Origin of the sequence: Pseudomonas sp. RA_35y_Pfl2_P32 (genome assembly GCF_963970735.1) — a bacterium.
Taxonomy (GTDB): Bacteria; Pseudomonadota; Gammaproteobacteria; order Pseudomonadales; family Pseudomonadaceae; genus Aquipseudomonas.
Genome location: NZ_CAXAQF010000007.1, coordinates 1 through 25,280, shown reverse-complemented (window position 1 = coordinate 25,280; position 25,280 = coordinate 1). Strand labels below are relative to the sequence as shown.

The window sequence follows — 25,280 nt, the reverse complement described above, 5'->3', positions numbered from 1 at the left end:
ACGGCCAGTTCACAAAGTGCAGTCAGTCCCGAACCAGACCTGGGTCGAGAGTTTCGGAAACAACGCCTGTTACAAGCTGGGAGCCAGCCAAACAGCTTTCACCCAGTCTTGTGTAGCCATGAGCGTGGACTCCCCATTGGAGAACACGGTAAATGCCAACCCGCTGCGGATTCTGCGCGCGGCAGCACCCGAATTATCAGGGATACGTGTAGGGTGGAGATGCACAACCGTCGGACCGTGTAGCACTAGGCTTATATTTAGACGCTTCATCTCGTCCACAGTCGCCGGTTGATTCCTCCTCCTGACTGAGTGCTTAAGTAGCCACAGCAAGCAGGACGCGTACGTCGCGATGAAGGCCCACATTGGCCGGACTTCGCTGGACACGGGAATGGCCAACCACTCCCGACGCACCTGACACCGACCGTGAGAAGTCGTGTGTGCCGAACGCCGTTTCCGGCAGCCCGGAAACCGACGGTACTACATGAAAAGAATGCTGATTAACGCAACTCAACCCGAAGAGTTGCGTGTTGCACTGGTAGATGGCCAGCGCCTCTACGACCTGGACATCGAATCCGGTGCACGCGAGCAGAAGAAGGCCAACATCTATAAAGGCCGGATTACTCGCATCGAACCAAGCCTTGAGGCTGCCTTTGTCGATTTCGGCTCTGAGCGCCACGGCTTCCTGCCCCTCAAAGAAATCTCCCGCGAATACTTCAAGAAAGCCCCTGAAGGTCGCGTCAACATCAAGGACGTCCTGAGCGAAGGCCAGGAAGTCATCGTTCAGGTCGAAAAAGAAGAACGTGGCAACAAGGGCGCCGCCCTGACCACCTTCATCAGCCTGGCCGGTCGTTACCTGGTGCTGATGCCGAACAACCCACGTGCCGGCGGTATTTCCCGTCGCATCGAAGGCGAAGAGCGCAACGAACTGCGTGAAGCCCTGAACGGCCTGGTTGCCCCGGCTGACATGGGCCTGATCGTGCGCACTGCCGGCCTTGGTCGCAGCAGCGAAGAAATGCAGTGGGACCTCGACTACCTGCTGCAACTGTGGACCGCCATCAAAGAAGCCTCGCTGGATCGCTCCGCGCCATTCCTGATCTACCAGGAAAGCAACGTGATCATCCGTGCGATCCGCGACTACCTGCGCCAGGACATCGGCGAGGTGCTGATCGACAGCGTTGAAGCCCAGGACGAAGCCCTGACCTTCATCCGCCAGGTGATGCCGCAGTACGCCAGCAAGATCAAGCTGTACGAAGACAGCGTGCCGCTGTTCAACCGTTTCCAGATCGAAAGCCAGATCGAGACCGCCTTCCAGCGCGTCGTCGAACTGCCTTCCGGCGGCTCCATCGTCATCGATCCGACCGAAGCCCTGGTGTCCATCGACATCAACTCGGCGCGCGCCACCAAAGGCAGCGACATCGAAGAAACCGCCCTGCAGACCAACCTTGAAGCCGCCGAAGAAATCGCCCGTCAGTTGCGCCTGCGCGACATCGGCGGCCTGATCGTCATCGACTTCATCGACATGACCCCTGCCAAGAACCAGCGCGCCGTGGAAGAGAAAGTCCGCGAATGCCTGGAAGCCGACCGCGCTCGCGTGCAAGTCGGTCGCATCTCGCGCTTCGGCCTGCTGGAAATGTCCCGTCAGCGCCTGCGTCCATCCCTGGGCGAAAGCAGCGGCATCGTCTGCCCGCGTTGCAACGGCACCGGCATCATCCGTGACGTTGAATCGTTGTCGCTGGCGATCCTGCGCCTGATCGAAGAGGAAGCCCTGAAAGACCGTACCGCCGAAGTTCGCGCCCAGGTGCCAATCCCGGTGGCAGCGTTCCTGCTCAACGAAAAACGCAACTCGATCACCAAAATCGAACTGCGCACCCGCGCCCGCATCGTCATCCTGCCGAACGATCACCTCGAAACGCCGCACTTCGAAGTGCAGCGCCTGCGCGATGACAGCCCGGAAGCCCACACCAACCAGTCCAGCTACGAAATCGCAGCTGCCGCGGCTGAAGTGGAAGAAGTCCAACCGGCCGCCGCCACCCGCACCCTGGTTCGCCAGGAAGCCGCCGTGAAGACCGCGCCAGCCCGCGCCAACGCACCGATGCCGGTAGAAGTCGCTGCGGCTCCGGTAGCCGCTCCGGTTGCTGTGCCAGAGCCTAGCCTGTTCAAGGGCCTGGTGAAGTCGCTGGTCAGCCTGTTCGCCACCAAGGAAGAGCCCGCCGCTCCGGTAGTGGTTGAAAAACCTGCCGCCGAGCGTCCGGCCCGCAACGAAGAGCGTCGCAACGGTCGTCAGCAGAGCCGCAACCGTAACGGTCGCCGCGATGAAGAACGCAAGCCACGCGAAGAACGTGCACCGCGTGAAGAACGCGCTCCACGTGAGCCGCGCGAAGAGCGTCAACCACGCGAAGCCCGTGAAGAAACCCCGACCGTCGCTCGCGAAGAACGCGCCCCTCGCGCCCCTCGCGAGGAGCGTGCTCCACGTCCACCACGTGAAGAGCGCAAGCCACGTGGCGATCGTGAGGACCGTCCGGTACGTGAACTGCGTGAACCACTGGATGCCGCACCCGCTGCCGCTGTTGCTGCTACCGCCGTCGCTGAAGAGCGTCCGGCTCGCCAGCCACGCGAAGAGCGTGCACCGCGTCCGCCGCGTGAAGAGCGTCAACCACGTGCCGAACAGGTTGCTGCCCCGGTTGCCGAAGAAGAACTGGTAACCAGCGAAGAGCAACTGTCGGAAGATGGCCAGGACAACGCCGAAGGCGATCGTCCACGCCGCCGCTCCCGTGGCCAGCGTCGCCGCAGCAACCGTCGTGAGCGTCAACGTGATGCCAACGGCAATGTCATCGAAGGCTCGGAAGAGTCCGAAGGCAGCGAAGAGCCAACAGGCGCTGAACTGGCTGCTGGCCTTGCCGTGACCGCTGCTGTTGCCAGCACCGTGATCAGTGCTCCAGCCGAAGCCGAGGCTCATCAGCAAGCTGAACGTGCAACCGCCGCCGTGACTGAAGAAGTTGTTCAGCAAACCGCTCAGGTTGAAGTGCCAGCCGTGGAAGCCAGCACCCCAGTCGAAGCGCCAGCCGCTCCTGCTGTGGAAGTGGCGCCCGTGGTTGAAACCCAGGCTGTTGAAGCACAACCGCAAGTAGCATCTGAAGCCCAGACAGTGGTTCAAGCACCCGTCGCTGTAGAGGCAGTTGTCGAAGCCCCTATGGTGGTTGAAGCGCCTGCTGTCGAAGCGCCGATCGCCGAACAGGCGCCAGAAGCCCGCGAAGAGCAGACCGCCTTCAACTGGGTGGCCGAGCCAGCCGTGGTTGAAGCCGTGGTTGCCGAGGTTGTGGCACCGGTTGCCGAAGTGGCTGCCGAACCAGCGCCAGTTGAAGCAGCGGTAGTGGCTGAAGCAGCCGCACCGGTTGTCGAAGCTGCGCCTGCCGTGGTCCTGACCGAAAACGGTCGCGCGCCGAACGACCCACGTGAAGTGCGTCGCCGCAAGCGTGAAGCCGAGCGCCTGCAGAAGGAAGCCGAACTGGCTGCCGCTGCTGCACCGGCCCTGGTCGCTGAAGTGCCTGCCGCCCCTGCCATTGACGAAAACCTGCGTTCCGTCGAAGAAGTGGTCGAGCAACACCCTGAGGCCTTGGAAAAAGAGCACGAGCCTAAACCCCTCGCCTGATTCCATCCGCCACTAAAAAGCCCCGCCTGAGCAATCAGGCGGGGCTTTTTTTATGCTCACATCCAACCCTGTGGGAGCCTGCTCGCGATAAGCATGAAAGGCTCCACCTATCGCCCGGTTGACTCACCAAAGACCAGCGCTTGCGGCACATCCACATCCCACAGAACCCCACCGTCCTCGACCACTACCTCGACCACCTTGGCCGCAGCAAACAACGGCTTGGCCCCACGGTCTCCCGACAAGGCCATCAAGGCCGGGCCAAATGAGGCCCCAAACCCCACGGGGTGGCCGAACTCCCCCGCCTGCACCGGCACACTGATGGTATCGGCCGTCACCTGGGCCACGACCTCATCGATAGTCGCCGACAAGATAAACGGCATATCCCCCAACACCACCAACCAGCCTTCCAGCCCCGGGCAGGCCGCCACCGCCACGGCGATGCTCTCGCCCATCCCTGTCGATGCCAGCCACAGCACCTCGCAGCCGTAGGCACGAGCCAGCCGGGCGACCTCGGGACGGTCCGGTGTGGTCACCAGCCAGCGCGCCTGGACACTGTCCGGCAAGTTGCGCAGGCTGTGCTCGAGCACCGGCCGGACACTCCCGTCGCGCCCTTTGCACAGCGCCAGCAGCTTGTCCTGGTGGACGCCGGCCACTTGCCGATAACGACTGCCCTGCCCTGCCGCAAGAATGATCGCGCCAATATTGCGCTGCGCGCGCACCATCATGCCTCGGCCTGCTGCCAGCCTTGCAGCTGATAACGCACGGGCAAACTGCGGATACGCTTGCCGGTCGCGGCAAAGATCGCATTGCACAGCGCCGGCGCAATGGGTGGCACGCCCGGCTCACCGACCCCACCCAGCGGGACATTGCCCGGCGGCGTGACCAGATGCACCGCCAGTTCTTTTGGCGCCAGGGACATGCGCGCCACCTCGTACATATGGAAGTTGTCCTGCTGGACCTTGCCGTCCTTGAAGCTGATCTCCCCCAGCACGGCGTTGCCCAGCCCCATTACACAAGCCCCCTCGAACTGCGAGCGGATGCGCTCGGGATTGATCTGCGGACCACAATCGACGGCGATGTCCGCCTTGTGTACCACCAGCGTGCCGTCGCCGCTGACTTCCACTTCGATCACTGCCGCCACATAGGTGACAAAGCTGTAGTGCACCGCCAACCCCAGGCCACGGCCCTTGGGTAACTCGCGACCCCAGCCGGCGGCCTGGGCGGCGGTTTCCAGCACAGTACGCAGGCGCGCGGTGTCGATTGGGTAACGTTCGGGGGATTCGCCATAGTTCCACTCCTCGCTCAAGGTCCGTGGGTCGATCTGCCGATCGGGCCCCAATAGCTTGATCTGGTACTTCAATGGATCCTGGCCGGCCTTGTGCGCCAGTTCGTCGACAAAACTCTGGATGGCGAAGCCATGGGGAATGTTCGACACCGAGCGATACCAGCCGACCCGGGTATGGGCAGCGGCTTCAGGGTTTTCCAGGCGCACATTGGGAATCGCGTAGGCCATGTTGGTGAAGCCCATGCCCAGCTCAAAAGCGGCTTCGTGATTCATCCCCGGCGCGAACAACGCGGTGATGCTCGGCGCCACGGTGCGGTGCAGCCAGCCGGACGGCATGCCGTCCTGATTGAGACTGGCCTTGAGGTATTCGGCCGACACCGTATGAAAGTAGGCGTTATGGATATCGTCTTCGCGGGTCCACTGCACCCGCACGGCCTTACCGGGAAACGCCTTGGCCAGGATCGCCGCCTCGAGGATGAAGTCCGGCTTGGATTTGCGCCCGAAACCACCGCCGAGCAAGGTGACGTTGACCCTGACCTTGTCCAAGGGTATGCCCAGGCGTTCGGCGATGCGCTCACGGGTGACCTGGGGGGCCTGGCTCGGCGCCCAGGCTTCGCACTGGCCCTCCTTGAAGCGCGCGACGGCCACCATCGGCTCCATCGGCGACTGCGCCAGGTGAGGCAAGTAATAGGCCGCTTCCAAGCTGCTGTCCGCACTGTTCAGTGCCTCATCGATGTTACCGGTGCTGCGCACCATCTTGCCTGGTTTGAGCGCGGCAGCTTCCAGCACCTTGCGGTAGGCAATGGAGTCATAGTGGGCATTGGCGCCGTCGTCCCAGACAATCTTCAGTGCCTCGCGCCCCTTGATCGCCGCCCAGGTGTTACTCGCGATCACCGCCACACCACCCAACGGCTGGAATTCCGAGGGAATCGGCCGGCTGTCGATCTGCATCACCTTGACCACCCCCGGCACCTTCAGCGCCGCACTGGCATCAAACGACTTGACCGTGCCGCCATACACCGCCGGCCTCGCCACAGTCGCAAAGAGCATGCCTTCGAAGTGCACATCGGCACCGTAGACCGCCCGCCCGGTGACGATGTCTTCGCCGTCGATGGCACGGACCGACTCCTTGCCAATGTAACGAAACTCCGACGGCTGCTTGAGCCGCAGGCCTTCCCGCGCAGGCACCGGCAAGGTAGCGGCCGCCTCGGCCAACGCGCCATAGCCCAACTGACGGCCACTGGGCTGATGGATGACGGTGTGCAATTGCGCCCGGCATTCGCCGACCGGCACTTGCCATTGATTGGCCGCCGCCTGCTCCAGCATCGTCCGCGCCGCAGCCCCACACCGGCGCATCGGCTCGTACCAGTGGCGCATGCTGCGCGAACCATCAGTGTCCTGGTTGCCGAAACGCACTTCATCGCCCGGCGCCTGGCGGACCTTGACCATGGCCCAGTCGGCGTCCAGCTCATCGGCCACCACCATACTCAAACTGGTGCGCACACCCTGGCCCATTTCCGAGCGGTTGCACAACACCGTCACCGTGCCGTCGACGGCGATGCTGACGTACACCTTGGGGTCATCCACCCAGCCATTGGGCATGCCGTCGGCACCAAACTTCTTCTCCTCGGCAAACGCCTCCTGCCAACCCCAACTGGCCGCCAGCACCAGTGCCCCCGTAGCGCCGACACCCTTGAGGAAGCCTCGTCGACTGAAATTGCTCAGGACAAAATCGCTGGGTAAGCGGCTCATGCCTTGGCCTCCTGCAGATGGGTCGCCACCTGGCGGATAGCGGTCTTGATCCGGTTATAGGTACCGCAGCGGCAGATATTGCCGACCATCGCGGTCTCGATCTGCTCATCGCTGGGGTTGGGATGGGTCTTGAGCAATGCCGTGGCCGACATGATCTGGCCACCCTGGCAGAAGCCGCACTGCGCGACGGCGGTATCGAGCCAGGCTTGCTGGACCCGTTGGCCGAGCGGGTCGCGGTGCAGGTTGTCGATGGTGCTGACGTCCTGACCGACGACCGAGCCGATCGGGGTGATACAACTGCGCGCCGGGGCACCGTCGATATGGAGGGTGCAGGCACCGCACAGGCCCATGCCGCAGCCAAACTTGGTGCCGCTGTAACCGGCAACGTCGCGGATCGCCCAGAGCAGCGGCATGTCCTCGCTGACGTCCAGTTGATGGTCTTGACCATTGAGCTTCAGGGTAATCATGGGCACGCCCGCATCTGCATGAGGTTATGGGGTCGAGTTATCTGCCGCGCTGTAGGTTCGGAACACGCAGATCGACTCAGGCTAATGGGCTCTCTTGTGAAGATAGGTCTTCACCGGGCCTTCAGTGGAGCAAATGAAAACATCGTCAGAAGATCACGTTAACTGATCATTAACAAAAAAGCCCTGCAACCACTAGGGTGTGCAGGGCTCTGGGTTCAGCGTTCAAGCGTAGCTCAATAGCGGTTTGGCTCCATTTCCAGCTCGACATTAAAACGCTCGAATATGTCTTTCTGGATCCGCTGCGCCAGCTCGAGCAGTTCAAGCCCGGTGGCACCGCCATAGTTGACCAGCACCAGCGATTGCAAGCGGTGTACTCCAGCGTCGCCTTCGCGAAAACCTTTCCACCCCGCTTGCTCGATCAACCAGCCGGCCGCCAGCTTGACCTGACCATCGGCTTGTGGATAACCGACCAGGCCCGGGTGCGCGAGGCGAATTTGCGCGGCAAGCTGGGCGCCGACCACCGGGTTCTTGAAAAAGCTGCCGGCGTTGCCGAGCACGGCCGGGTCAGGCAGCTTCTCACTGCGAATGCTGCAAATCGCCTGGCTGACATCGCTGGCGCTCGGATGCTCAATGCCCTGCTCGGTCAGGCGCTGGCGCACCGGGCCGTACTCCAGGTGCAACTGCTCGACCCGGTCCAGGGCGAACCGCACCCGCAGGATCAACCAGCGGCCGGCCTGTTGCTTGAACAGGCTGTCGCGGTAGGCGAAGTTGCATTCGGCCAGGGTGAAATCCCGCAGCTCGCCGGTCTGGCGATCGAGGGCCGTCAGTCCGGCGAACACGTCCTTGATCTCCACCCCATAGGCCCCGATGTTCTGCATCGGCGCCGCGCCTACCGTACCGGGAATCAGGCTGAGGTTCTCAAGGCCTGACAAACCCTGCGCCAGCGTCCACTGCACAAAGGGATGCCAGGCTTCGCCCGCCTCGGCTTCGATCACCACGCGCGTGCCATCATCGCTCAGATGGCGAATACCGCGAGTGGCCATGCGCAGCACCAGCGCTGGGATGTCCGCCGTCAGCAGCAGGTTGCTGCCTGCGCCAATCACCAGCATTGGCACCCCGTGCTCGCCGGCATAGGCCAGCGCCTGGCGAACGTCGTCATCGCTCTGGGCCTCGGCGAACAGTTGCGCACGCACGTCCACGCCAAAGCTGTTGAATGGCTTGAGCGAAACCTGCGACTGCAGGTGCAAAGTCATAAGCGTCCCTTCAATTCAATCACCAGCAAATCACAGGCCTGCTCGATCAGGTCCAGCACCTGTTCGAAGCCATGCTCACCGTCGTAGTAAGGATCCGGCACGTCATCGACACTCGACTGATAACGACGCAGGAACAGGTCCAGCTCAGCCTTGCCCTGGGCCGGCTGCAGGGCCTTGAGGTTACGCAAGTTGCTCTGGTCCATGGCCAGGATCAGGTCGTAGCTGGAGAAGTCGGCGCGCGTTACCTGTTGCGCCCGCTGCGTCGACAGGTCGTAGCCACGGCGCAGCGCCGCGGCCTGGCTGCGCTTGTCCGGCGGATTGCCAACATGCCAGTCGCCAGTGCCGGCAGAGGCCACGTCGACCTGCCCGGTCAGCCCGGCTGTCCGCAATTTATGCCGCAGTACGCCCTCGGCCGTCGGCGACCGGCAGATATTCCCCAGGCAAACAAACAAAACCCGCATCAGGCCTCCAGCAGGCGACGGACGCGCTCGAGGTCTTCAAGGGTGTCGACCCCCGCCGGCGGGGCAATGAGGGCATCGGCGACATGGATGCGCACACCGTGCCAGAGTGCGCGCAGTTGCTCCAGGCACTCGGCGTCCTCCAGCCAGCACGGGCCCCAGCTGACGAAGTCATGCAGGAAGCCGGCACGATAGGCGTAGATCCCGATATGACGGCGGTACGGCACGCCCTCAGGCATGTGTGCCTGGCTCTTGGCGAACGGGTCGCGCGCCCACGGCAGGGTCGCCCGGCTGAAGGTCAGCGCCAGGCCATTGAGGTCGCTGACGACCTTGACCACATTGGTGTTGAACAGGGTTTCAAGGTCTTCGATCGGTTCGGCCAGGGTCGCCATGCCCGCTTCGGCATGGGCTGCCAGGTTGGCGGCGACCTGGTCGATCACACTCGGCGGAATCAACGGCTCGTCGCCCTGGACGTTGACCACGATGGCATCTGGTGCCAGGCCCAACTGAGTGGCGACCTCGGCCAGGCGGTCAGTGCCGGAGTTGTGGTCGACCCGGGTCATCACCACTTCGCCACCAAAGGCCTGGCAGGCCTCGACAATGCGCGCGTCATCAGTGGCGATCACCACTCGCTGGGCGGCACTTTTGCGCGCCTGTTCCCAGACGTGCTGGACCATTGGCTTGCCGGCAATCATCTGCAGGGGCTTGCCTGGCAGGCGCGTGGAGGCAAATCGCGCCGGAATCACCACGGTGAACGCGTTACTCATTTGTCCAGGCGCTCTTCAGTGGTCAGGGTACGGGCTTCGGTTTCCAGCATGACCGGAATGCCATCACGAATCGGAAATGCCAGGCCGGCACCTTTGCTGATCAGTTCGGTCTTGTCGGCGCTGAGCTTGAGCGGACCTTTGCAGATCGGGCAGGCGAGGATGTCGAGCAATTTGGTGTCCATGAAAAACTCCCTGGAAAAAAGCGTTTTAAGGCAAAAGACGTGCGGGCAAGAGCCGCATCAGCTGCGTGTCGAACCAGGCCACGAAAGCCGGTGAAGGCGCAGCGTCGACCGCCAGGTACCACCAGTCGGAGGCAGCAAAGGCTCGGCATTTCACCGCATCCTTTTCCGTCATGACCAGTGGCAGCGATGGCGTGAAACTCAAGGCCGCCGCACTGTATTGCGCGTGGTCGGCAAAGGCGTGCGGCACAGGCTGCCAGTGTAGCGTTTCAAGGGTAGTGAAGAAACGTTGCGGATTGCCGATCCCGGCCACTGCGTGCAACGCCTGCCCCGCAGGAAAATGCTCGAGGCCACGGCGTTCACCGGTCAGCAGGTTGACCAGCGCCGTGGGTTGCAGGCGGAATGCAAAACCATCGTCGGCATCGGCCAGGGCGCCGTTGTACAGCACCGCATCGACGCTTTGCAGGCGCTCCACCGGCTCACGCAACGGCCCCGCCGGCAGGCAACGACGATTGCCCAGGCCACGCGCGGCATCGATCAGCACCAGCTCCAGGTCGCGCGCCAGGCGGTAGTGCTGCATGCCGTCGTCGGAAAGGATCAGGTCCAGCGGCTCAGCGGCCAGCAACGCCTGTACGGCGCGGCTACGGTCTGGGTCGATCATCAGGGGCACGCCCGTGCGCTGGACGATCAGCAGCGGCTCATCGCCTGCTACCGCCGCAGTCTGTTGCGCCTCGACCCGCCAGGGCAACTGGGGCGGCGTCGCACCGTAGCCGCGACTGACCACCCCGACCCGCAGGCCGGCGCGCTGGCAGTGTTCGATCATCCACAGAATCAACGGCGTCTTGCCGGTGCCCCCGACCGTGATGTTACCGACCACGATCAGCGGCACCGGGGGCTGGTAGATCTCGCCCTCGCCCGCCAGGAATCGTTGGCGTTTGGCCGTGACCACGCGCCGGTACAACCACTCCAGCGGCCACAATACTTTGAGCGCCGGATGACCGGCGTACCACGCGGCGAGCAATCGATCGGACATGGCCATCAGGGTGCCGGAGCCGCCTCAACAGTGGTCATGCGCAAATGGGTGAACCCCAGCTTGCCGGCGGCGTCCATGGCGGTGATGACCGCCTGGTGCTGGGCCTTGCCATCGGCGCTGATGGACAGCGGCAGGTTGGTGTCGCCATTGGATTCTTTTTTCAGCGCATCGATCACGCTGGCCAGGTCGTTCTTGGGCAGTACCTGGTTGTTCACCGAGAACGTACCGTCGGCGCTGATGGCGACATCCAGCTGTTTGGCCTGCTGTTCTTCGGCCGGCGAGCCGCTGACCGCCTCTGGCAAGTCGACACGCAATTGGGTTTCCCGGGTGAAGGTGGTGGTCACGACGAAAAACAGCAGCAGGATAAACACCACGTCGATCAGCGACGCCAGGTTGATGTCCACATTCTCCCGTGGTTTGCGGCGGAATTTCACGCTTTGCCCTCGGCCAGATCGACATCACGGTCGCCCTGCACCACTTCGACCAGCTTGATCGCCTCCTGCTCCATGCCGACCACCAGTTCATCGATGCGGCGCTGCAGGAACCGGTGGAAGAACACCGACGGAATCCCCACCATCAGGCCCGCGGCCGTGGTGATCAATGCCTTGGAGATACCGCCGGCCAGTACCGCGGCGTTGGTGGTCATGCCCGCTCCCATGAACGAACTGAAAATTTCGATCATGCCCAGCACCGTGCCCAGCAGCCCCAGCAATGGCGCCATGGCGGCAATGGTGCCGAGTGCATTGATGTAGCGTTCCAGCTCATGAATGACCCGAGCGGCGGCCTCTTCGATGCACTCTTTCATGATCTCGCGACCATGCTTGGAGTTGGCCAGGCCCGCGGCGAGGATTTCCCCCAGCGGCGAGTTGGCACGCAATTCCTTGAGTTTTTCCTTGTTGAGTTGCTTGTCCTTGATCCACACCCAGACCTGCCCGAGCAAGTGCTCCGGGGTCACACGGCTGGCCCGCAGGGTCCACAGACGCTCGGCGACAATGCCCAATGCAGCGATCGAACTCAAAATGATCGGCAACATCATCCAGCCGCCGGATTTGACCAATTCCCACACAGTGACAGTCCCCTCGAAAAAGTGCGCCACTTTAGCATACAGACTGACCATAGAGGCCCGGCCCGCCGACGACCGTGCCCGGCCGTGACACCGCGCCGCGCCGTCTCAGGGTGCAGGGCTGACGGACGGTGCAGTGCGCCAGAAACGTGCCGCGCTACGCATCGCCTGCGGCGCCGCGAACGCTCCCAATAACAGGCGCACCGCGCCGTGCTCGGCACTGTCATAGATCTGCACCCCATGGTGTTGATAACGCTCGATCACCTGGGGATGGGGGTGGCCGAAGCTGTTGCCGTGCCCCCGGGAAATCAGCACCCCCTGGGGCGCCAGTGTGCGGACAAAAGCCTCGGATGAGGAACTGCGGCTACCGTGGTGCGGCGCTTGCAGCCAATGGCTGCTGACCGCCAGTGCCGAACCGAGCAACACCCGCTCGGCACGAGCGTCAATATCGCCGGTCAACAACAAGCGCTCACCCTTGGCCTCAATCTGCAACACGCAGGAATTCTGATTGCTGTCAGTCGCCCCAGACCAATGCCACAGGGTAAAACGCACACTGTCCCACTCCCACTGCTTGCCACTGGCACAGGGCAACGCATGCAATTCGTCCGGCACATCCTGCGGTTCGCCACTGATCACCTCGGTGACCGGCAGGCCACGCCAGATCGAGCGCGCGCCCCCGGCGTGATCGGCATGGGCGTGACTGATCAGCATCAGGTCCAGGTGACGAACACCAAACTTGCGCAACGCCGGCAGGACCACCTGCGCCCCCAGGTCGGAGTCACGAAAACCCGGGCCCGCGTCATAGAGCAGGGTGTGTTGACGGGTGCGCACCACAACCGCCAGGCCCTGACCGACATCCAGTTGCCAGACTTCGGCCAGGCCTTCTGGCACCTCCCGGGGCGGCGCAAACACCAGCAGCAGCAACATCGGCCAGCCGAGCAGCCGCAACGGCAGGCCCTTGGGCAACAACAGCAACACCGCGCCCAGCACGGCGATCGCCCAGGCCCACAAAGGCACTGGCGGCGCCACCCAGGCCGGCAGTTTCCCCGCCACCCAGGCCAGCGCGCTGAACAGTCCATCGAGCAAACCACCAGCCAGCCACAACAGGCCCTCCCCGACATAGGGCACTGGCAGCAACAACGTGCCCAGCAAGGCTGGGGGCAACACCAGCAGGCTGATCCAGGGTACGGCCAACAGATTGACCAGGGGACCGGTGAGGCTGATAGGCAGGTTGAGGATCAACAGCACCGGACATAAACCCAGGGCAATCAACCACTGGGCGCGGGTCCAGGTTTGCCACCAGCGCCAAGGCCCCAGTCGCCCACCAAAGGTAAAGATCAGTACCGCCACCGCGGCAAACGACAGCCAGAACCCCGGGCGCAAACTGGCCAAAGGCTCCAGCAACAGCACCGCATTCAGCGCCAGCAGCCATGACCACCAAGCCCCCAGATGGCGAAAACGCAGGCGCCACAACAACACCAGGCCAATCATCACGCAGGCCCGGCGCACAGGCACTTCGAATCCGGCCAGCAGCCCGTACCCCAGCGCCGCGGCGAACGCCAGGCCGCAGGCCCAGGGCAACCACGCCAGGCGCTGCGGCCACAAACCATACCGGGCCAGGCTCGCAACCAGCAGATAGACCATTGCCGCCAGCAAACCCACGTGCTGCCCGGAAATCACCAGCAAGTGCACGGTGCCGGTGTCCTGCAAGACGTGCCAGTCGGCGCGGCTCAACCCGGAGCCATCGCCCAGCACCAACGCCGCCAGCGCACCCTCCCGGCCCTGAGCGTCGACGGCCAGCAAGCGCTGACGAACCGCGTCGCGCCAGGCCCATTGTGCGGGCTGCAGGCGCTGTCCGTCCTTGACGGTAGCCGTGGCACCGATGCGTTGCGCCAACAGCCAGGCCTCGTAATCAAAGGCGTGGGGGTTGAGCAGGCCCACTGGACGCTTGAGCTTCACGGCCAGCCGCCAGCGTTCGCCACTGTTGACCCGTGGCCCGTCATACCAGGCCACCCTGAGCAACTTCGGCACCTCGGTACGCCGTGCCCGGGCATCGGCCAATTCAAAACGCACCACCCCTGATGCGTATTGCGGCAACCCCACCACCCGGCCTTCGATCCAGCGGGTCTGGCCGTCGAGCTCCGGCGCCAGACGCTCATCGAGCGCCCACTGCGCACTGCTACAGGCCCACACCAGGCCCAGCAGAAACAACGCCAGCGGATAGGTGCGAAACGGCAGCAACATCAACGCCAGCAATACCATCGCCAGCATCAACCCGACCGGCGGTAGGGCCGGCAAAAAAACCAGGGTCAACAGACCCAGTGCGAGCGCCAACATCCCTGTGCGCATAAGCCCGTCCTTGAGAGTGCCCCCTCTTGGATTAGCCGAGTCACGCCGCCGCGTATTTATTAATTGTCACAAAGTCTGAATGGGTGCGTGCTGGAATCCGGGCATACTTGCCGCCTGAACTGACCGAGAAGCCCTATGCCCCGGCGCTTATTCAAACGTTACATGCCAGACCCGAGCAGCATCAGGGAACACAAGTCCTTACGCTTTCTCGGCACCCTGCTGCATGACCCCAACCTCTGGCACCTCAACCGGCACTCGGTAGCCCGGGCCATGGCCGTGGGCCTGTTTGCCGCTTTTTTACCCATCCCCATGCAGATGCTGGTGGCGGCTGCACTGGCGATTTCAGTGCGGGGCAACATTCCGATCGCGGTGAGCCTGGTCTGGTTGACCAACCCGATCACCATGCCGGTGGTGTTTTTCTGTACCTACCAGACCGGCGCCTGGCTGATGAATGTGCCTGCCCGCAGCCTGCCGGAGGAACTGACCTGGGAATGGATCAGCGGTGAACTGTCGACGCTGTGGCAACCGTTCCTGCTGGGTTCGGTGGTAGCCGGCCTGGTGCTCGGCGCCCTGGCTTACTGCATGACCATGACCTACTGGCGTTGGTGGGTTGGCCGGCAATGGACGCGGCGCAAAAAAGCTCGACTGACCAAATAAAAAACGGCACCCCATGGGGTGCCGCATTTTTTTGTCTCAGGCTGCCTGTATCAGGTACGCATCCCGCGGCCACTGACCAGCAATCGAGCACAACCGATGTACAGCACCACGGTGGCCACCAGCATGAAGGTGATGGCGATGCTGATCTTGATGTCGGAGACACCAAGAATGCCGTAGCGGAAGGCATTGACCATGTGCAGCACCGGGTTGGCCAGCGAGACCGTCTGCCAGAACGGCGGCAGCAGGCTGATGGAGTAGAACACCCCGCCCAAGTAGGTCAGGGGAGTCAGCACGAAGGTCGGGATAATCGAGATATCGTCGAAGTTACGTGCAAACACTGCGTTGATGAACCCCAACAGCGAGAAGATAGTGGCCGTCAGCACCACCACCAGGACGGTCACGCCCAGGTGATGCACCTGCAAGTCGGTGAAGAACAACGACAGCAAGGTCACGATCACCCCGACCATCAAGCCGCGCAGCACGCCGCCCAGGGTGTAGCCGATCAGGATGGTATGGGGTGAGACCGGCGACACCATCAGCTCTTCGATGGAACGCTGGAATTTGCTGCCGAAGAAACTCGACACCACGTTGCCGTAGGAGTTGGTGATCACCGACATCATGATCAACCCCGGCACGATGTACTCCATGTAGGTGAAGCCACCCATGTCACCGATCTGCCGGCCAATCAGATTGCCGAAGATCACGAAGTACAGAACCATGGTGATCGCCGGCGGCAGCAGGGTCTGCGGCCAGATCCGGGTGAACCGGCGGATTTCACGGTAAACGATGGTATTGAGGGCAACGAGGTTGGGTTGCAGTTCGGAACTCATACGGCCACCTTCGCCAGATTTTTCTCCACCAGGGACACGAACAGCTCCTCGAGGCGATTGGTTTTATTGCGCAGACTTAATACTTCAATGTTCTGCGTCGCCAATTGCGCGAACAACGCGGTGATACCGACCGCTTTATCCACCTGGACTTCCAGGGTATGGCTGTCGATCAGCCGGCTCGGGTAGCCGATCAACTGCGGTGCCACCTGCATGTCGTGCTTGAGGTCGAGCAGGAACGTCTCGACATGCAACTGGCCGAGCAGGTTGCGCATGCTGGTGTTTTCGACAATGGTGCCGTGGTCGATGATGCCGATGTTGCGGCACAGTTGCTCGGCCTCTTCCAGGTAATGGGTGGTGAGGATGATGGTGATGCCTTTCTGGTTCAGCTCGGTGAGAAAGCTCCACATCGAGCGCCGCAGTTCGATATCGACGCCGGCAGTGGGCTCGTCGAGGATCAGCAGGCGTGGCTCGTGAACCAGTGCCCGAGCGATCATCAGGCGGCGCTTCATGCCACCGGACAGTGAGCGCGACGGCACATCTCGCTTGTCCCACAGGCCCAGCTGGGTCAGGTACTGCTCAGCCCGTTCCTTGGCGACCCTGGAGGGAATACCGTAGTAGCCGGCCTGGGTCACCACGATGTCGAAGGTCTTTTCGAACTGGTTGAAGTTGAACTCCTGGGGCACCACGCCGATGCTGCGCTTGAGCGCGGCCGGGTTGCGGTCCAGGTCGTGGCCGAAGATGTTGACGGTGCCGCTGGTCTTGTTCACCAGGGTCGAGAGAATGCCGATGGTGGTGGATTTGCCGGCGCCGTTGGGGCCGAGCAAGGCGAAGAAGTCACCTTCAGCGACATCCAGATCGATACCACTCAGGGCCTGGAAACCGTTGCCGTAGGTTTTGGTTAGCTGCCGGATGGACAGAGCAGAACTCATATCGGATTTACGCACCAAGAAGGGAAGTGAGAAATACGTTGGGGCTCGCGGCGAGCAAAACCACCGCGGCGCATGAGCGTTATGGTGCTTGGCGACGCCGCACAAGTACAGTCATGCATATTGATAGTCAGTATTAAGTCAACGCGGTCATGACCGCTTGCTGATAGGCCGGGCGCAGTTTCAGGCGCGCGTACCAGGCTTGCAGGTGGGGCTGCGGGGTGCGTTCGATAGGCATCTCGAACCAGGCATAGATGAAACTGCCCAGGGGAATGTCGCCCATGCCGATCTCGGCACCGGACAGGTAGGGCTGGCTGGCCAACGCCTGATCCGCCATCGCCAGAAAGGCTTCGCACTCCTTGATCGCGGCACGGATGGCCGACCAGTCCTGCTGCGCGGGCGGGGTGCGCAACACACCCCAGAACACGGTGCGAAAGGGACCGGCGAAACTGGAGGTGGCCCAGTCCATCCATTTTTCGGCGCTGGCGCGGGCCTGAACATCGGCTGGATACCAAGCGGTTCCATTGGCGTGACGGGCCATGAGGTAACGCACGATGGTGTTGGACTCCCACAGCACAAACCCGTCATCGTCGATCACCGGCACCCGGCCGTTGGGGTTCATGGCGCGGTACTCGGGCGTATCGACAACCCCAAACGCGCCGCCGGCGTCGATGGCCTCGTAGGCCAGGCCAAGCTCCTGCGCCGCCCACAGTGGTTTCCTGACGTTCGACGAGTTTTTCCGACCCCAGATCTTCAGCATGACCTTCCCTCAATGGATGAATGCCGGGGCAGTCTACGCCGGATCAGGCGTCAGACAAATCGCTCTGCATGTCACCCAGCAAGGCCGGCATCCGCTCGCTGAACAGATGGGGATAGCACTGTTGCAGATGCTCGTAAAAGAACGCTTCGGGGACATCGGCAAACTGGCCATGGTCCACCAGGTACTCCATGGACAGCTGTCCCTGGCGGTTGAAGGGATGAAACACGCTGTCGTTGATCCCGTCGAACGCCAGCGCCGGCACATCGAACACGTCACACAGCTGCGCATTGAACGCCGGCGTCGCCTTGACCCAGCGCCCCTGCAAATACAACTCGGTGTACCCGTGCATGGCGAACACATCACTCTTGAGCAGGGCGACCAGGCGCGGGGTCGACAGGTGATTGCGCACGTCCGCCAGGCCGATGCGCGCGGCTATCCCGCAATGCCGGGCACAGCCAGCCAACAATGTGGCCTTGGGGACGCAGTAACTTTCTCCGGCGGCCAACGCAAAGCTGCCGCGCAGGGTCTCGGGGTCACGACTGAAGGTATAAGGGTTGTAGCGCACGGCCTCGCGTACCGCGTAATAGAGATTGACCGCCTGCGCGATCGGGTCACGACTGCTGCCCCGATGTTTTTCGGCGAACTCCACCACCGAGGGGTGGTCACTATCGATGAAGCGGCCGGGACTCAGATACTCGTGCATGAGAACACTCTCCTGGGGAAGCCCCGAGTCTAGCGAGACACTCAGCACAGAGATAACGACGTTTCGGCCAAACATGAGCGCTTGTCGCACACCTCACGCAGCTTTTTTCAGCTCGCCGCCCGGTTTCACAAGCGAAAACACACCCCCTGTTTCCTACCCATTCAAACACATAGTGCCAACCGCCCCCTTTGGCAGATGCCGACTAAGCTCTTGGGGTGGTTTTGACCCTGGTTTCACGGAGGATTGAATATGTTGCTGTTGTGGATAGTGGTTCTGGTGGTCGCAATTGCCTATCTGGCTCACCGCCGCACCGCGCCCCTGCCCGCCCTGGGCATCGTCGCCGTCTACCTGCTGGCGATGGGCATCCTGAGTCATGCACCCGGCTGGTTGCTGCTGATTTTCTGGATCGCACTGGCGGCCGTGGCCGCGCCTCTGCTCCTGCCAGATCTGCGGCGCAAGTTTTTCAGCGCCCCGCTGTTCAGCTGGTTCCAGAAAACCCTACCGCCGATGTCGCAAACCGAACGCGACGCCATCGATGCGGGCACCGTCTGGTGGGACGGTGAACTGTTCAGCGGCCGCCCGGACTGGAACAAACTGCTGGCCTATCCCAAGGCGCAGTTGAGCGAAGAAGAGCAAGCCTTCCTCGACGGCCCGACCGAAGAGCTTTGCGCCATGGTCAGCGACTGGCAGATCAGCCAGACCATGGACCTGCCGGCCGAAGCCTGGGCGCACATCAAGGCCAATGGCTTTTTTGCCCTGATCATTCCCCGGGAATACGGCGGCAAGGGGTTCTCCTCCTACGCAAACTCCCAAGTGGCGATGAAACTGGCGACCCGCAGCGGCGACCTCGCCTCCACCGTCATGGTCCCCAACTCACTGGGGCCGGCCGAACTGTTGCTGCACTACGGCACCGAAGAACAACGCAACCACTACCTGCCGCGGCTGGCCCGTGGCGACGACATCCCCTGCTTCGCCTTGACCGGCCCGCTGGCGGGTTCCGACGCCGGCGCGATGCCGGACACCGGGGTGATCTGCAAAGGCCAATGGCAAGGCGAGGAAACCCTGGGCCTGCGCCTGAACTGGGAAAAGCGCTACATCACCCTGGGCCCCGTCGCCACCCTGCTCGGCCTGGCGTTCAAGGCTTATGACCCGGACCATCTGCTGGGCGACGAGGAAGACCTGGGCATCAGCCTGGCCTTGATTCCCACCGATACCGCCGGGGTGGAAATCGGCCGGCGCCACCAGCCCCTCGGCGCGTCGTTCATGAACGGCCCCAATTCCGGCAAGGACGTGTTCGTGCCCCTGGACTTCCTCATTGGCGGCCAGGAGATGCTCGGCAAGGGCTGGATGATGCTGATGAACTGCCTGTCGGTGGGGCGCTCGATTTCGTTGCCGGCCGTAGGCACCGGCGCCGCCAAGTTCACCAGCCTGGTCACCGGCCAATATGCCCAGGTGCGCGAACAGTTCAACGTGCCGCTCTCGGCCTTCGAAGGCATTCAAGAAGCCATGGCGCGCATCGGCGGCAATGCCTGGATGATGGACGCGGCGCGCATGCTCACCGCCAGTGCCCTGGACCTTGGCGAAAAACCCTCGGTCCTCTCGGCGGTGCTCAAGTATCACCTCACCGAACGGGGTCGCGAGTGCATCAGCCATGCAATGGACGTGCATGGCGGCAAGGCGATCATCATGGGCCCGAACAACTACCTGGGACGTAGCTGGCAGGGGGCGCCCATTTTCATCACCGTGGAGGGCGCGAACATTCTCTCGCGCAACCTGATGATCTTCGGCCAGGGTGCGATCCGCTGCCATCCGTTCGTCCTGAAAGAAATGGCCCTCGCCGGCCGCGAAGACAAGGAGCAGGCACTGAAAGAGTTCGACGGCCTGCTGCTCAAGCACATCGGCTTTGCCGTGAGCAACGCGGCCAGCACCCTGGTGCTCAACCTCGGTTTTGGTCACCTGGAGCACAGTCCCGGCGACAAACTCAGCCAGGGCTACTTCCGCGCGCTCAACCGCCAGGCGGCGGCCTTCGCCATGCTCGCCGACCTGAGCATGATGTTGCTGGGTGGCGAACTGAAACGGCGCGAGCGCCTGTCGGCCCGCCTGGGCGATGTACTGAGCAACATGTACCTGGCCTCTGCCGCACTCAAGCGTTATCACGACCTCGACTCGCCCGAACACATGCGGCCGCTGTTCACCTGGGCGATGGAGGAAAGCCTGGGTCAGTCCGAGCGGGCGCTGGACGAACTGTTGAGCAATTTCCCGAGCAAGGTGCTGGGCTGCCTGCTGCGGGTCATCGTGTTCCCGTTCGGGCGCCGGCACAAAGGCCCGGACGACAGACTCGGTGCCGAGGTGGCAGGCGTGATCGGCCGGGCCAAGGGCGACCCGACCCTCGAAGAACTGTTGGGCGGTTGCTACCGTCCGCAAACCGTCGAAGACCCGGTGGGCGCGTTGCAACATGCCTGCAACCTGCTCAATGCGGTCCATCCGCTGCAGAAAAAAGTCCAACTCGCGCTCAAGAGCGGGCAGTTCAAACCCGCTGCCGGGGAGAACCTCATTGATGCGGCCCTCGAGGCCGGTGTGCTGCAAGCCGTGGAGGCGCAGAGCCTGCGCGAAGCCGAAGTGGCACGCCGCCGGGTGATCGACGTCGATGACTTTTCCAAGGAGCAACTGCAACTGGCCGAGGGTAAAGTCCGCTAGGACCCAGGCCCGTCCAGCGCGGCGGAGATGAAAAACGGGCGCCAGGGCTATATACTCCGGCGCCCGTTTTGCTTTAGTTCTAGAGGACTCCCGCTATGCTCGACCAAACTCTCGTCCAGCTCGACCTCCTGCGCAGTATCCTGGTCGCTGTCGGTGAAGCCGAGCAGGTTCCGGAAGAAAGCCATGAGCTGTTCCTGGAGCGCTTCGATGAACTGCGCGCTGCCTTGCCGATCGATCCGATCGAAAGCCAGTACCTGGGCCAGGACCTGATGTGCCAGATCATCCAGCGCTACCCGCAGATCGCCCATATGGTCCCACGCGACCTGCTGTGGTACTTCGCCGGTGACTGCCTGCACTACATGCCCGACGATGAGATCGACCTGTACCAGGCCTTGGAGGAGCGTCGCTTCGAAGCCGAACAGAACGACGAACCCTTCGACTGGAACCAGGAAAAACAACTGATGGCCCTGTCGAACCAGGACAGCAAGCACTGATCAACAGCCCTGCAATGGCTTGCGGCCCTGTTCGCTGGCAAGCCAGCCCCTACAAAATTGTCGGTGTAAGCCAAGGACACTGTAGGAGCGAGCTTGCTCGCGATGGACGTTAACGATCACACGTACAGCCTGAATCACCCCGCCGCTCTTAAGCTCAGCGCGAGCAAGCTCGCCCCTGTCCGCAGTCCCTCAGAACAGCCCCTCACTCTCTGGCAACTCATAGTGCGCCACCCGTGCGCCCGTACCCGCGGATTTACCCGGCTTGCTCAGCGTCGGCTCCTTCTCCAGGCACTCCACCAGATAATCGATGAACACCCGCAGCTTGGGCGGTAGGTAGCGCGTCGGCGAATGCAGCAACCAGGCGCCACCGCTGTAGGAGGCGAGAAAGGTCCATTCCGGGAGCACCTGCACGATCAGCCCCTGCTCAAGGGCATGCCGGGCGGTGAAGTACGGCAGGCTGCCGATACCGATGTGCTGCAACACGGCCCCCAGGCGCACCCCGGTGTGGTTGGCGGCATACCGCCCGCGCACCCCGACAGTGACGGTCTTGCTGCCCTGCTTGAACTTCCACCGCGCATCGCTCGGGGTTTCACCCAGGTAGATGCAACTGTGGTTCAGCAGGTCGTGGGGATGGCTCGGCGTGCCGTGCTCTGCCAGGTACTGCGGCGTCGCACACAGCAGGTGGTCGATGGTCAGCAACTGCCGCCCCACCAGCCCCACCGGCGGGCGGTCGGTGATGCGGATCGCCAGGTCGACATGGTCATCGATCAGGTCGACCTCGCGGTCCTCCAGGAGCAACTCGACATCGACCTTGGGGTAGCGCCGCAGAAACTCCGGCATATGCGGATGGATCACAAACCGCCCCACTGCCTTGGGTACGCTGACCCGCACCAACCCTTCGGCCTCCTGGGTGAACTGGCCACTGATTTCCATGACCGAACGGGCAGCGCTGACCATCTCCTGGCAGCGCTTGAATACCTCTTCGCCACCATCGCTGAGACGCAACTTGCGGGTGGTGCGTTGCAGCAAGCGGGTGGCCAGGGCTTTTTCCAGGCGCGAGATGCTACGGCTCACCGCTGACGGCGAGGAACCCAGCTGGCGGGCCGCTTCCGAGAAACTACCGGTCTCGACCACCTTGACGAAAATCGCCATTTCACCCAACAGCGGTAACGGGAGATTTATGCTCACAGCGCAACAGTCCTTTGATGTTTGAACGGATTATCACGCTATTGCGCCATCCATATAATAAAAAATGGAAATGTTGATAAGAGCCTGGAATATGACGCTTCGCCTGTTCTTCCACAGCGATGAACACAGTGCCAACGTGGAAGTCCTGGAGTGCACGCCCCACGAGAACGAACATGCCGTCGTACTGCGTGCCACGCTGTTCCATCCCCAAGGTGGCGGTCAACTCTGCGACACCGGCTGGATCGGCGAAAGCCAGGTCCTGCGGGTGGTTCAGGAGCCCGAGCGCATCGTGCACTACGTCGATCGGCCCATCAGCCCCGGCATGACCCGCATCCGCCTCGACGAGCAACGTCGCCAGCTCAATACCCGGCTGCATACGGCCGGGCACTTGATCGGGCACTTTGCCGAAACCCTCGGCTGGATTCCGATCAAGGGTCATCACTGGCCAGGTGAGGGACGGGTGACGTTCAAGCCGGGCGAGACACCCACAGAGTTCGATGCCTGTGCCCTGCAAGACGCCCTGGCCCAGTGGATTGAAGACGACCTGCCGCGCCTCACCTCACTGCGCGAAGGCGCGCGGGAAATCAGCTTTGGTGAGCTGCCCGCCTACGGTTGCGGCGGCACCCATGTACGGCGCTTGCAGGAGCTGGGCACGGTGACCATCGCCAGCCTCTCACAGAAGAAGGGCACGCTGTCCGTGCGCTACGACGTCAGCTGAGCCCCCCCGGCCTGCCCCGCCCCCGAAGCACACGCTACCGGCATGCTCGCCCGAGCATGCCCCCTTACCTGCTGGAGTTGAGATGCTTTCGAATTATCTGGGCGAGTTCCTGGCGTTGGCGACCATCCACTTTCTCGCCGTGGTGGCCCCTGGGCCCGATTTTGCGGTGACGATTCGCCAGAGCGTAAGGTTTGGCCGCTGGGTGGGAATCTGCACTGCGCTGGGTATTGGCGCGGGCATTTCAGTGCATGTGCTGTACACGGTGCTGGGGGTCGGCGCACTGATGCACACCACGCCCTGGCTGCTGACCGTGGCCAAGGTGCTGGGGGGAGGCTATATCGTTTATCTGGGCGTGAGCCTGCTGCGCAGCAAACCCAAGTCGACGCTTGACAGCGAACCGGTCGCCGCTGCACCCGAGGCACCGCAGAGCCTGCGCAAAGCCTTCACCACCGGCTTCCTGACCAACGCCACCAATCCCAAGGCGACACTGTTCTTTCTGGCGATCTTCACCACCCTCATCAGCGCCACCACGCCGCTGGGTGTGCAGGCGCTATACGGTCTGTGGATGTGCCTGGTCAACGCCCTGTGGTTTGTCCTGGTGGCGCTGTTCTTTTCCAGCAACCGGGTGCGCCAGCAGTTCATGCGCATGGGCCACTGGTTCGAACGGACCATGGGCGTGATCCTGATTCTGTTCGCCGGGCGCTTGCTGCTCTCACTGTAAAAAAGCTGCGCGCGTCCAGCCCCGAGGCCGGACGCGCGGGCACTTACTTCAGGTTACCGCTGAGAAACTGCTGCAGACGCTCACTCTTTGGATTGCCCAGCACCTCTTCTGGCGCTCCCTGCTCCTCGACTCGCCCCTGATGCAGGAACAGCACCTGATTGGAGACCTTGCGCGCAAAACTCATTTCATGGGTGACCATGATCATCGTCCGGCCTTCTTCAGCCAGCCCCTGGATCACCTTGAGCACCTCACCCACCAACTCCGGGTCCAGGGCCGAGGTGGGCTCGTCGAACAGCATGACTTCCGGCTCCATCGCCAGCGCACGGGCGATTGCCACCCGCTGCTGCTGGCCACCGGAGAGGAACGCCGGGTACTGCTCGGCCACACGCGCTGGCAGGCCGACCTTTTCCAGATAGCGGCGGGCCCGCTCTTCAGCGTCTTTCTTGCTGACACCCAGCACCCGGCGCGGCGCCATGCTGATGTTTTCCAGCACGGTCATGTGGCCCCACAGGTTGAAATGCTGGAACACCATCGCCAGGCGGGTGCGCAGGCGTTGCAGCTCGGCGTCGTCGGCCACGCGCATGCCATGGTGATCCTTGATCATGCGAATCGACTTGCCGTCCAGGCTCATGGCACCGTCGTTGGGGGTTTCGAGAAAGTTGATGCAGCGCAAAAAAGTGCTCTTGCCCGAGCCACTGGCGCCGATCAGGCTGATCACATCCCCGGTCTTGGCTTTGAGGGAAACCCCCTTGAGCACTTCGTGGCTACCGTAACTCTTGTGCAACTCTTCAATGGTCAGTTTGTACATGGGCGCAAACATCCAGAAAGAAAAAGGGTTCGTTGCAACGCGCAGGTCGCAAACGGTGACTGCCGCCCTTAATGGGCAGGGCCGAGGAACGCCAGCCAGCGGCGTTCGGCCACCCGGAACAGACCGACCAGGGCAAAGGTCACGGCCAGGTAGATCAACGCGGCGATGCCGAACGACTGGAAGGTCAGGAAGGTCGCCGAGTTGGCATCCCGCGCGACTTTCAGGATGTCCGGAATGGTTGCGGTGAAGGCCACGGTGGTGGAGTGCAGCATCAGGATCACTTCGTTGCTGTAGTAGGGCAACGAACGGCGCAGGGCCGAAGGCATGATCACGTAGGCATACAGCTTCCAGCCCGTCAGGCCATAGGCCTTGGCAGCCTCGACTTCGCCATGGTTCATGCTGCGAATCGCCCCGGCGAAAATCTCCGTGGTGTAGGCGCAGGTGTTCAGGGCGAAGGCCAGGATGGTGCAGTTCATCGCGTCACGGAAGAACGCGTCGAGCACCGGTTGCGCACGGATCGCGG

At 62.6% G+C, this 25,280-nt stretch carries 24 protein-coding genes; 6 read left to right on the top strand and 18 right to left on the bottom strand.

Going from position 1 to position 25,280, the window contains the following annotated elements:
- Positions 1-481: 481 nt before the first annotated feature.
- On the top strand, positions 482-3,649 hold the full coding sequence (gene rne / locus AACY45_RS08395) for a ribonuclease E (RefSeq protein WP_339545020.1): 3,168 nt from the start codon (positions 482-484) through the stop codon (positions 3,647-3,649).
- A gap of 107 nt (positions 3,650-3,756) precedes the next feature.
- On the opposite strand, the gene AACY45_RS08390 is transcribed toward rne, so the two are convergent.
- From AACY45_RS08390 to AACY45_RS08340, 11 genes are all read right to left on the bottom strand, one after another.
- Entirely contained in the window at positions 3,757-4,374 is a 618-nt protein-coding gene (locus AACY45_RS08390; protein WP_339545019.1) for a nucleotidyltransferase family protein, read from the bottom strand.
- Positions 4,371-6,686, bottom strand: coding sequence for a xanthine dehydrogenase family protein molybdopterin-binding subunit (locus tag AACY45_RS08385; RefSeq protein WP_339545018.1), 2,316 nt, complete (start codon positions 6,684-6,686; stop codon positions 4,371-4,373). Before AACY45_RS08385 ends, AACY45_RS08390 begins: the two co-directional genes overlap by 4 nt.
- Positions 6,683-7,153: a (2Fe-2S)-binding protein gene (locus tag AACY45_RS08380; protein WP_339545017.1), complete on the bottom strand. Its 471-nt coding sequence runs from the start codon at positions 7,151-7,153 to the stop codon at positions 6,683-6,685. The genes AACY45_RS08385 and AACY45_RS08380 overlap by 4 nt, the downstream gene beginning before the upstream one ends.
- Positions 7,154-7,386: 233 nt before the next feature.
- Complete coding sequence (gene murB / locus AACY45_RS08375) at positions 7,387-8,406, bottom strand: UDP-N-acetylmuramate dehydrogenase (protein ID WP_339545015.1); 1,020 nt, start codon at positions 8,404-8,406, stop codon at positions 7,387-7,389.
- Positions 8,403-8,867, bottom strand: a complete 465-nt coding sequence (locus tag AACY45_RS08370; RefSeq protein ID WP_339545013.1) for a low molecular weight protein-tyrosine-phosphatase — start codon at positions 8,865-8,867, stop codon at positions 8,403-8,405. The genes murB and AACY45_RS08370 overlap by 4 nt, the downstream gene beginning before the upstream one ends.
- Entirely contained in the window at positions 8,867-9,631 is a 765-nt protein-coding gene (gene kdsB / locus AACY45_RS08365; RefSeq protein WP_339545012.1) for a 3-deoxy-manno-octulosonate cytidylyltransferase, read from the bottom strand. The genes AACY45_RS08370 and kdsB overlap by 1 nt, the downstream gene beginning before the upstream one ends.
- Positions 9,628-9,813, bottom strand: coding sequence for a Trm112 family protein (locus AACY45_RS08360; protein ID WP_095167619.1), 186 nt, complete (start codon positions 9,811-9,813; stop codon positions 9,628-9,630). Before AACY45_RS08360 ends, kdsB begins: the two co-directional genes overlap by 4 nt.
- A gap of 25 nt (positions 9,814-9,838) precedes the next feature.
- Positions 9,839-10,849, bottom strand: a complete 1,011-nt coding sequence (gene lpxK, locus AACY45_RS08355; protein WP_339545010.1) for a tetraacyldisaccharide 4'-kinase — start codon at positions 10,847-10,849, stop codon at positions 9,839-9,841.
- The gene (locus AACY45_RS08350; RefSeq protein ID WP_339545008.1) at positions 10,849-11,277 is read right to left on the bottom strand and encodes an ExbD/TolR family protein; all 429 of its coding nucleotides are present in this window, start codon (positions 11,275-11,277) and stop codon (positions 10,849-10,851) included. The genes lpxK and AACY45_RS08350 overlap by 1 nt, the downstream gene beginning before the upstream one ends.
- Positions 11,274-11,909: a MotA/TolQ/ExbB proton channel family protein gene (locus AACY45_RS08345; protein WP_339545007.1), complete on the bottom strand. Its 636-nt coding sequence runs from the start codon at positions 11,907-11,909 to the stop codon at positions 11,274-11,276. The genes AACY45_RS08350 and AACY45_RS08345 overlap by 4 nt, the downstream gene beginning before the upstream one ends.
- A gap of 105 nt (positions 11,910-12,014) precedes the next feature.
- Positions 12,015-14,255: a DNA internalization-related competence protein ComEC/Rec2 gene (locus AACY45_RS08340; protein ID WP_339545005.1), complete on the bottom strand. Its 2,241-nt coding sequence runs from the start codon at positions 14,253-14,255 to the stop codon at positions 12,015-12,017.
- 135 nt (positions 14,256-14,390) lie between these two features.
- Between AACY45_RS08340 and AACY45_RS08335 the strand changes: the two genes are divergently transcribed.
- Entirely contained in the window at positions 14,391-14,912 is a 522-nt protein-coding gene (locus AACY45_RS08335) for a DUF2062 domain-containing protein (protein ID WP_339545004.1), read from the top strand.
- Positions 14,913-14,962: 50 nt separating this feature from the next.
- Here the strand turns inward: AACY45_RS08335 and AACY45_RS08330 are convergent, their stop codons facing one another.
- The 4 genes from AACY45_RS08330 to AACY45_RS08315 form a co-directional block, all read right to left on the bottom strand.
- Complete coding sequence (locus tag AACY45_RS08330) at positions 14,963-15,742, bottom strand: ABC transporter permease (protein WP_339545003.1); 780 nt, start codon at positions 15,740-15,742, stop codon at positions 14,963-14,965.
- The gene (locus AACY45_RS08325) at positions 15,739-16,671 is read right to left on the bottom strand and encodes an ABC transporter ATP-binding protein (protein WP_339545002.1); all 933 of its coding nucleotides are present in this window, start codon (positions 16,669-16,671) and stop codon (positions 15,739-15,741) included. The genes AACY45_RS08330 and AACY45_RS08325 overlap by 4 nt, the downstream gene beginning before the upstream one ends.
- Before the next feature lie 133 nt (positions 16,672-16,804).
- Complete coding sequence (locus AACY45_RS08320; RefSeq protein WP_339545000.1) at positions 16,805-17,428, bottom strand: glutathione S-transferase family protein; 624 nt, start codon at positions 17,426-17,428, stop codon at positions 16,805-16,807.
- A 43-nt stretch (positions 17,429-17,471) separates the two neighbouring features.
- On the bottom strand, positions 17,472-18,131 hold the full coding sequence (locus tag AACY45_RS08315) for a transglutaminase-like domain-containing protein (RefSeq protein ID WP_339544999.1): 660 nt from the start codon (positions 18,129-18,131) through the stop codon (positions 17,472-17,474).
- Between the two features lie 249 nt (positions 18,132-18,380).
- On the opposite strand from AACY45_RS08315, the gene AACY45_RS08310 reads away from it, so the two are divergent.
- Both AACY45_RS08310 and AACY45_RS08305 read left to right on the top strand, forming a co-directional pair.
- Positions 18,381-20,828 (top strand): acyl-CoA dehydrogenase, encoded by a 2,448-nt coding sequence (locus tag AACY45_RS08310; protein WP_339544998.1) that lies wholly within the window; start codon positions 18,381-18,383, stop codon positions 20,826-20,828.
- A gap of 95 nt (positions 20,829-20,923) precedes the next feature.
- Positions 20,924-21,322: a PA2817 family protein gene (locus tag AACY45_RS08305; RefSeq protein WP_339544997.1), complete on the top strand. Its 399-nt coding sequence runs from the start codon at positions 20,924-20,926 to the stop codon at positions 21,320-21,322.
- 189 nt (positions 21,323-21,511) lie between these two features.
- Here AACY45_RS08305 and AACY45_RS08300 read toward each other — a convergent pair whose 3' ends face one another.
- Complete coding sequence (locus AACY45_RS08300; RefSeq protein WP_339544996.1) at positions 21,512-22,510, bottom strand: LysR family transcriptional regulator; 999 nt, start codon at positions 22,508-22,510, stop codon at positions 21,512-21,514.
- A gap of 91 nt (positions 22,511-22,601) precedes the next feature.
- Here AACY45_RS08300 and AACY45_RS08295 point away from each other — a divergent pair, with 91 nt between their 5' ends.
- Entirely contained in the window at positions 22,602-23,228 is a 627-nt protein-coding gene (locus tag AACY45_RS08295) for an alanyl-tRNA editing protein (RefSeq protein WP_339544995.1), read from the top strand.
- Between the two features lie 82 nt (positions 23,229-23,310).
- On the top strand, positions 23,311-23,949 hold the full coding sequence (locus tag AACY45_RS08290) for a LysE family translocator (RefSeq protein WP_339544994.1): 639 nt from the start codon (positions 23,311-23,313) through the stop codon (positions 23,947-23,949).
- A gap of 43 nt (positions 23,950-23,992) precedes the next feature.
- On the opposite strand, the gene AACY45_RS08285 is transcribed toward AACY45_RS08290, so the two are convergent.
- Both AACY45_RS08285 and AACY45_RS08280 read right to left on the bottom strand, forming a co-directional pair.
- Entirely contained in the window at positions 23,993-24,757 is a 765-nt protein-coding gene (locus AACY45_RS08285) for an ABC transporter ATP-binding protein (protein ID WP_339544993.1), read from the bottom strand.
- Between the two features lie 68 nt (positions 24,758-24,825).
- The coding region (locus AACY45_RS08280; protein WP_339544992.1) for an ABC transporter permease subunit at positions 24,826-25,280 on the bottom strand (455 nt) is incomplete at its 5' end.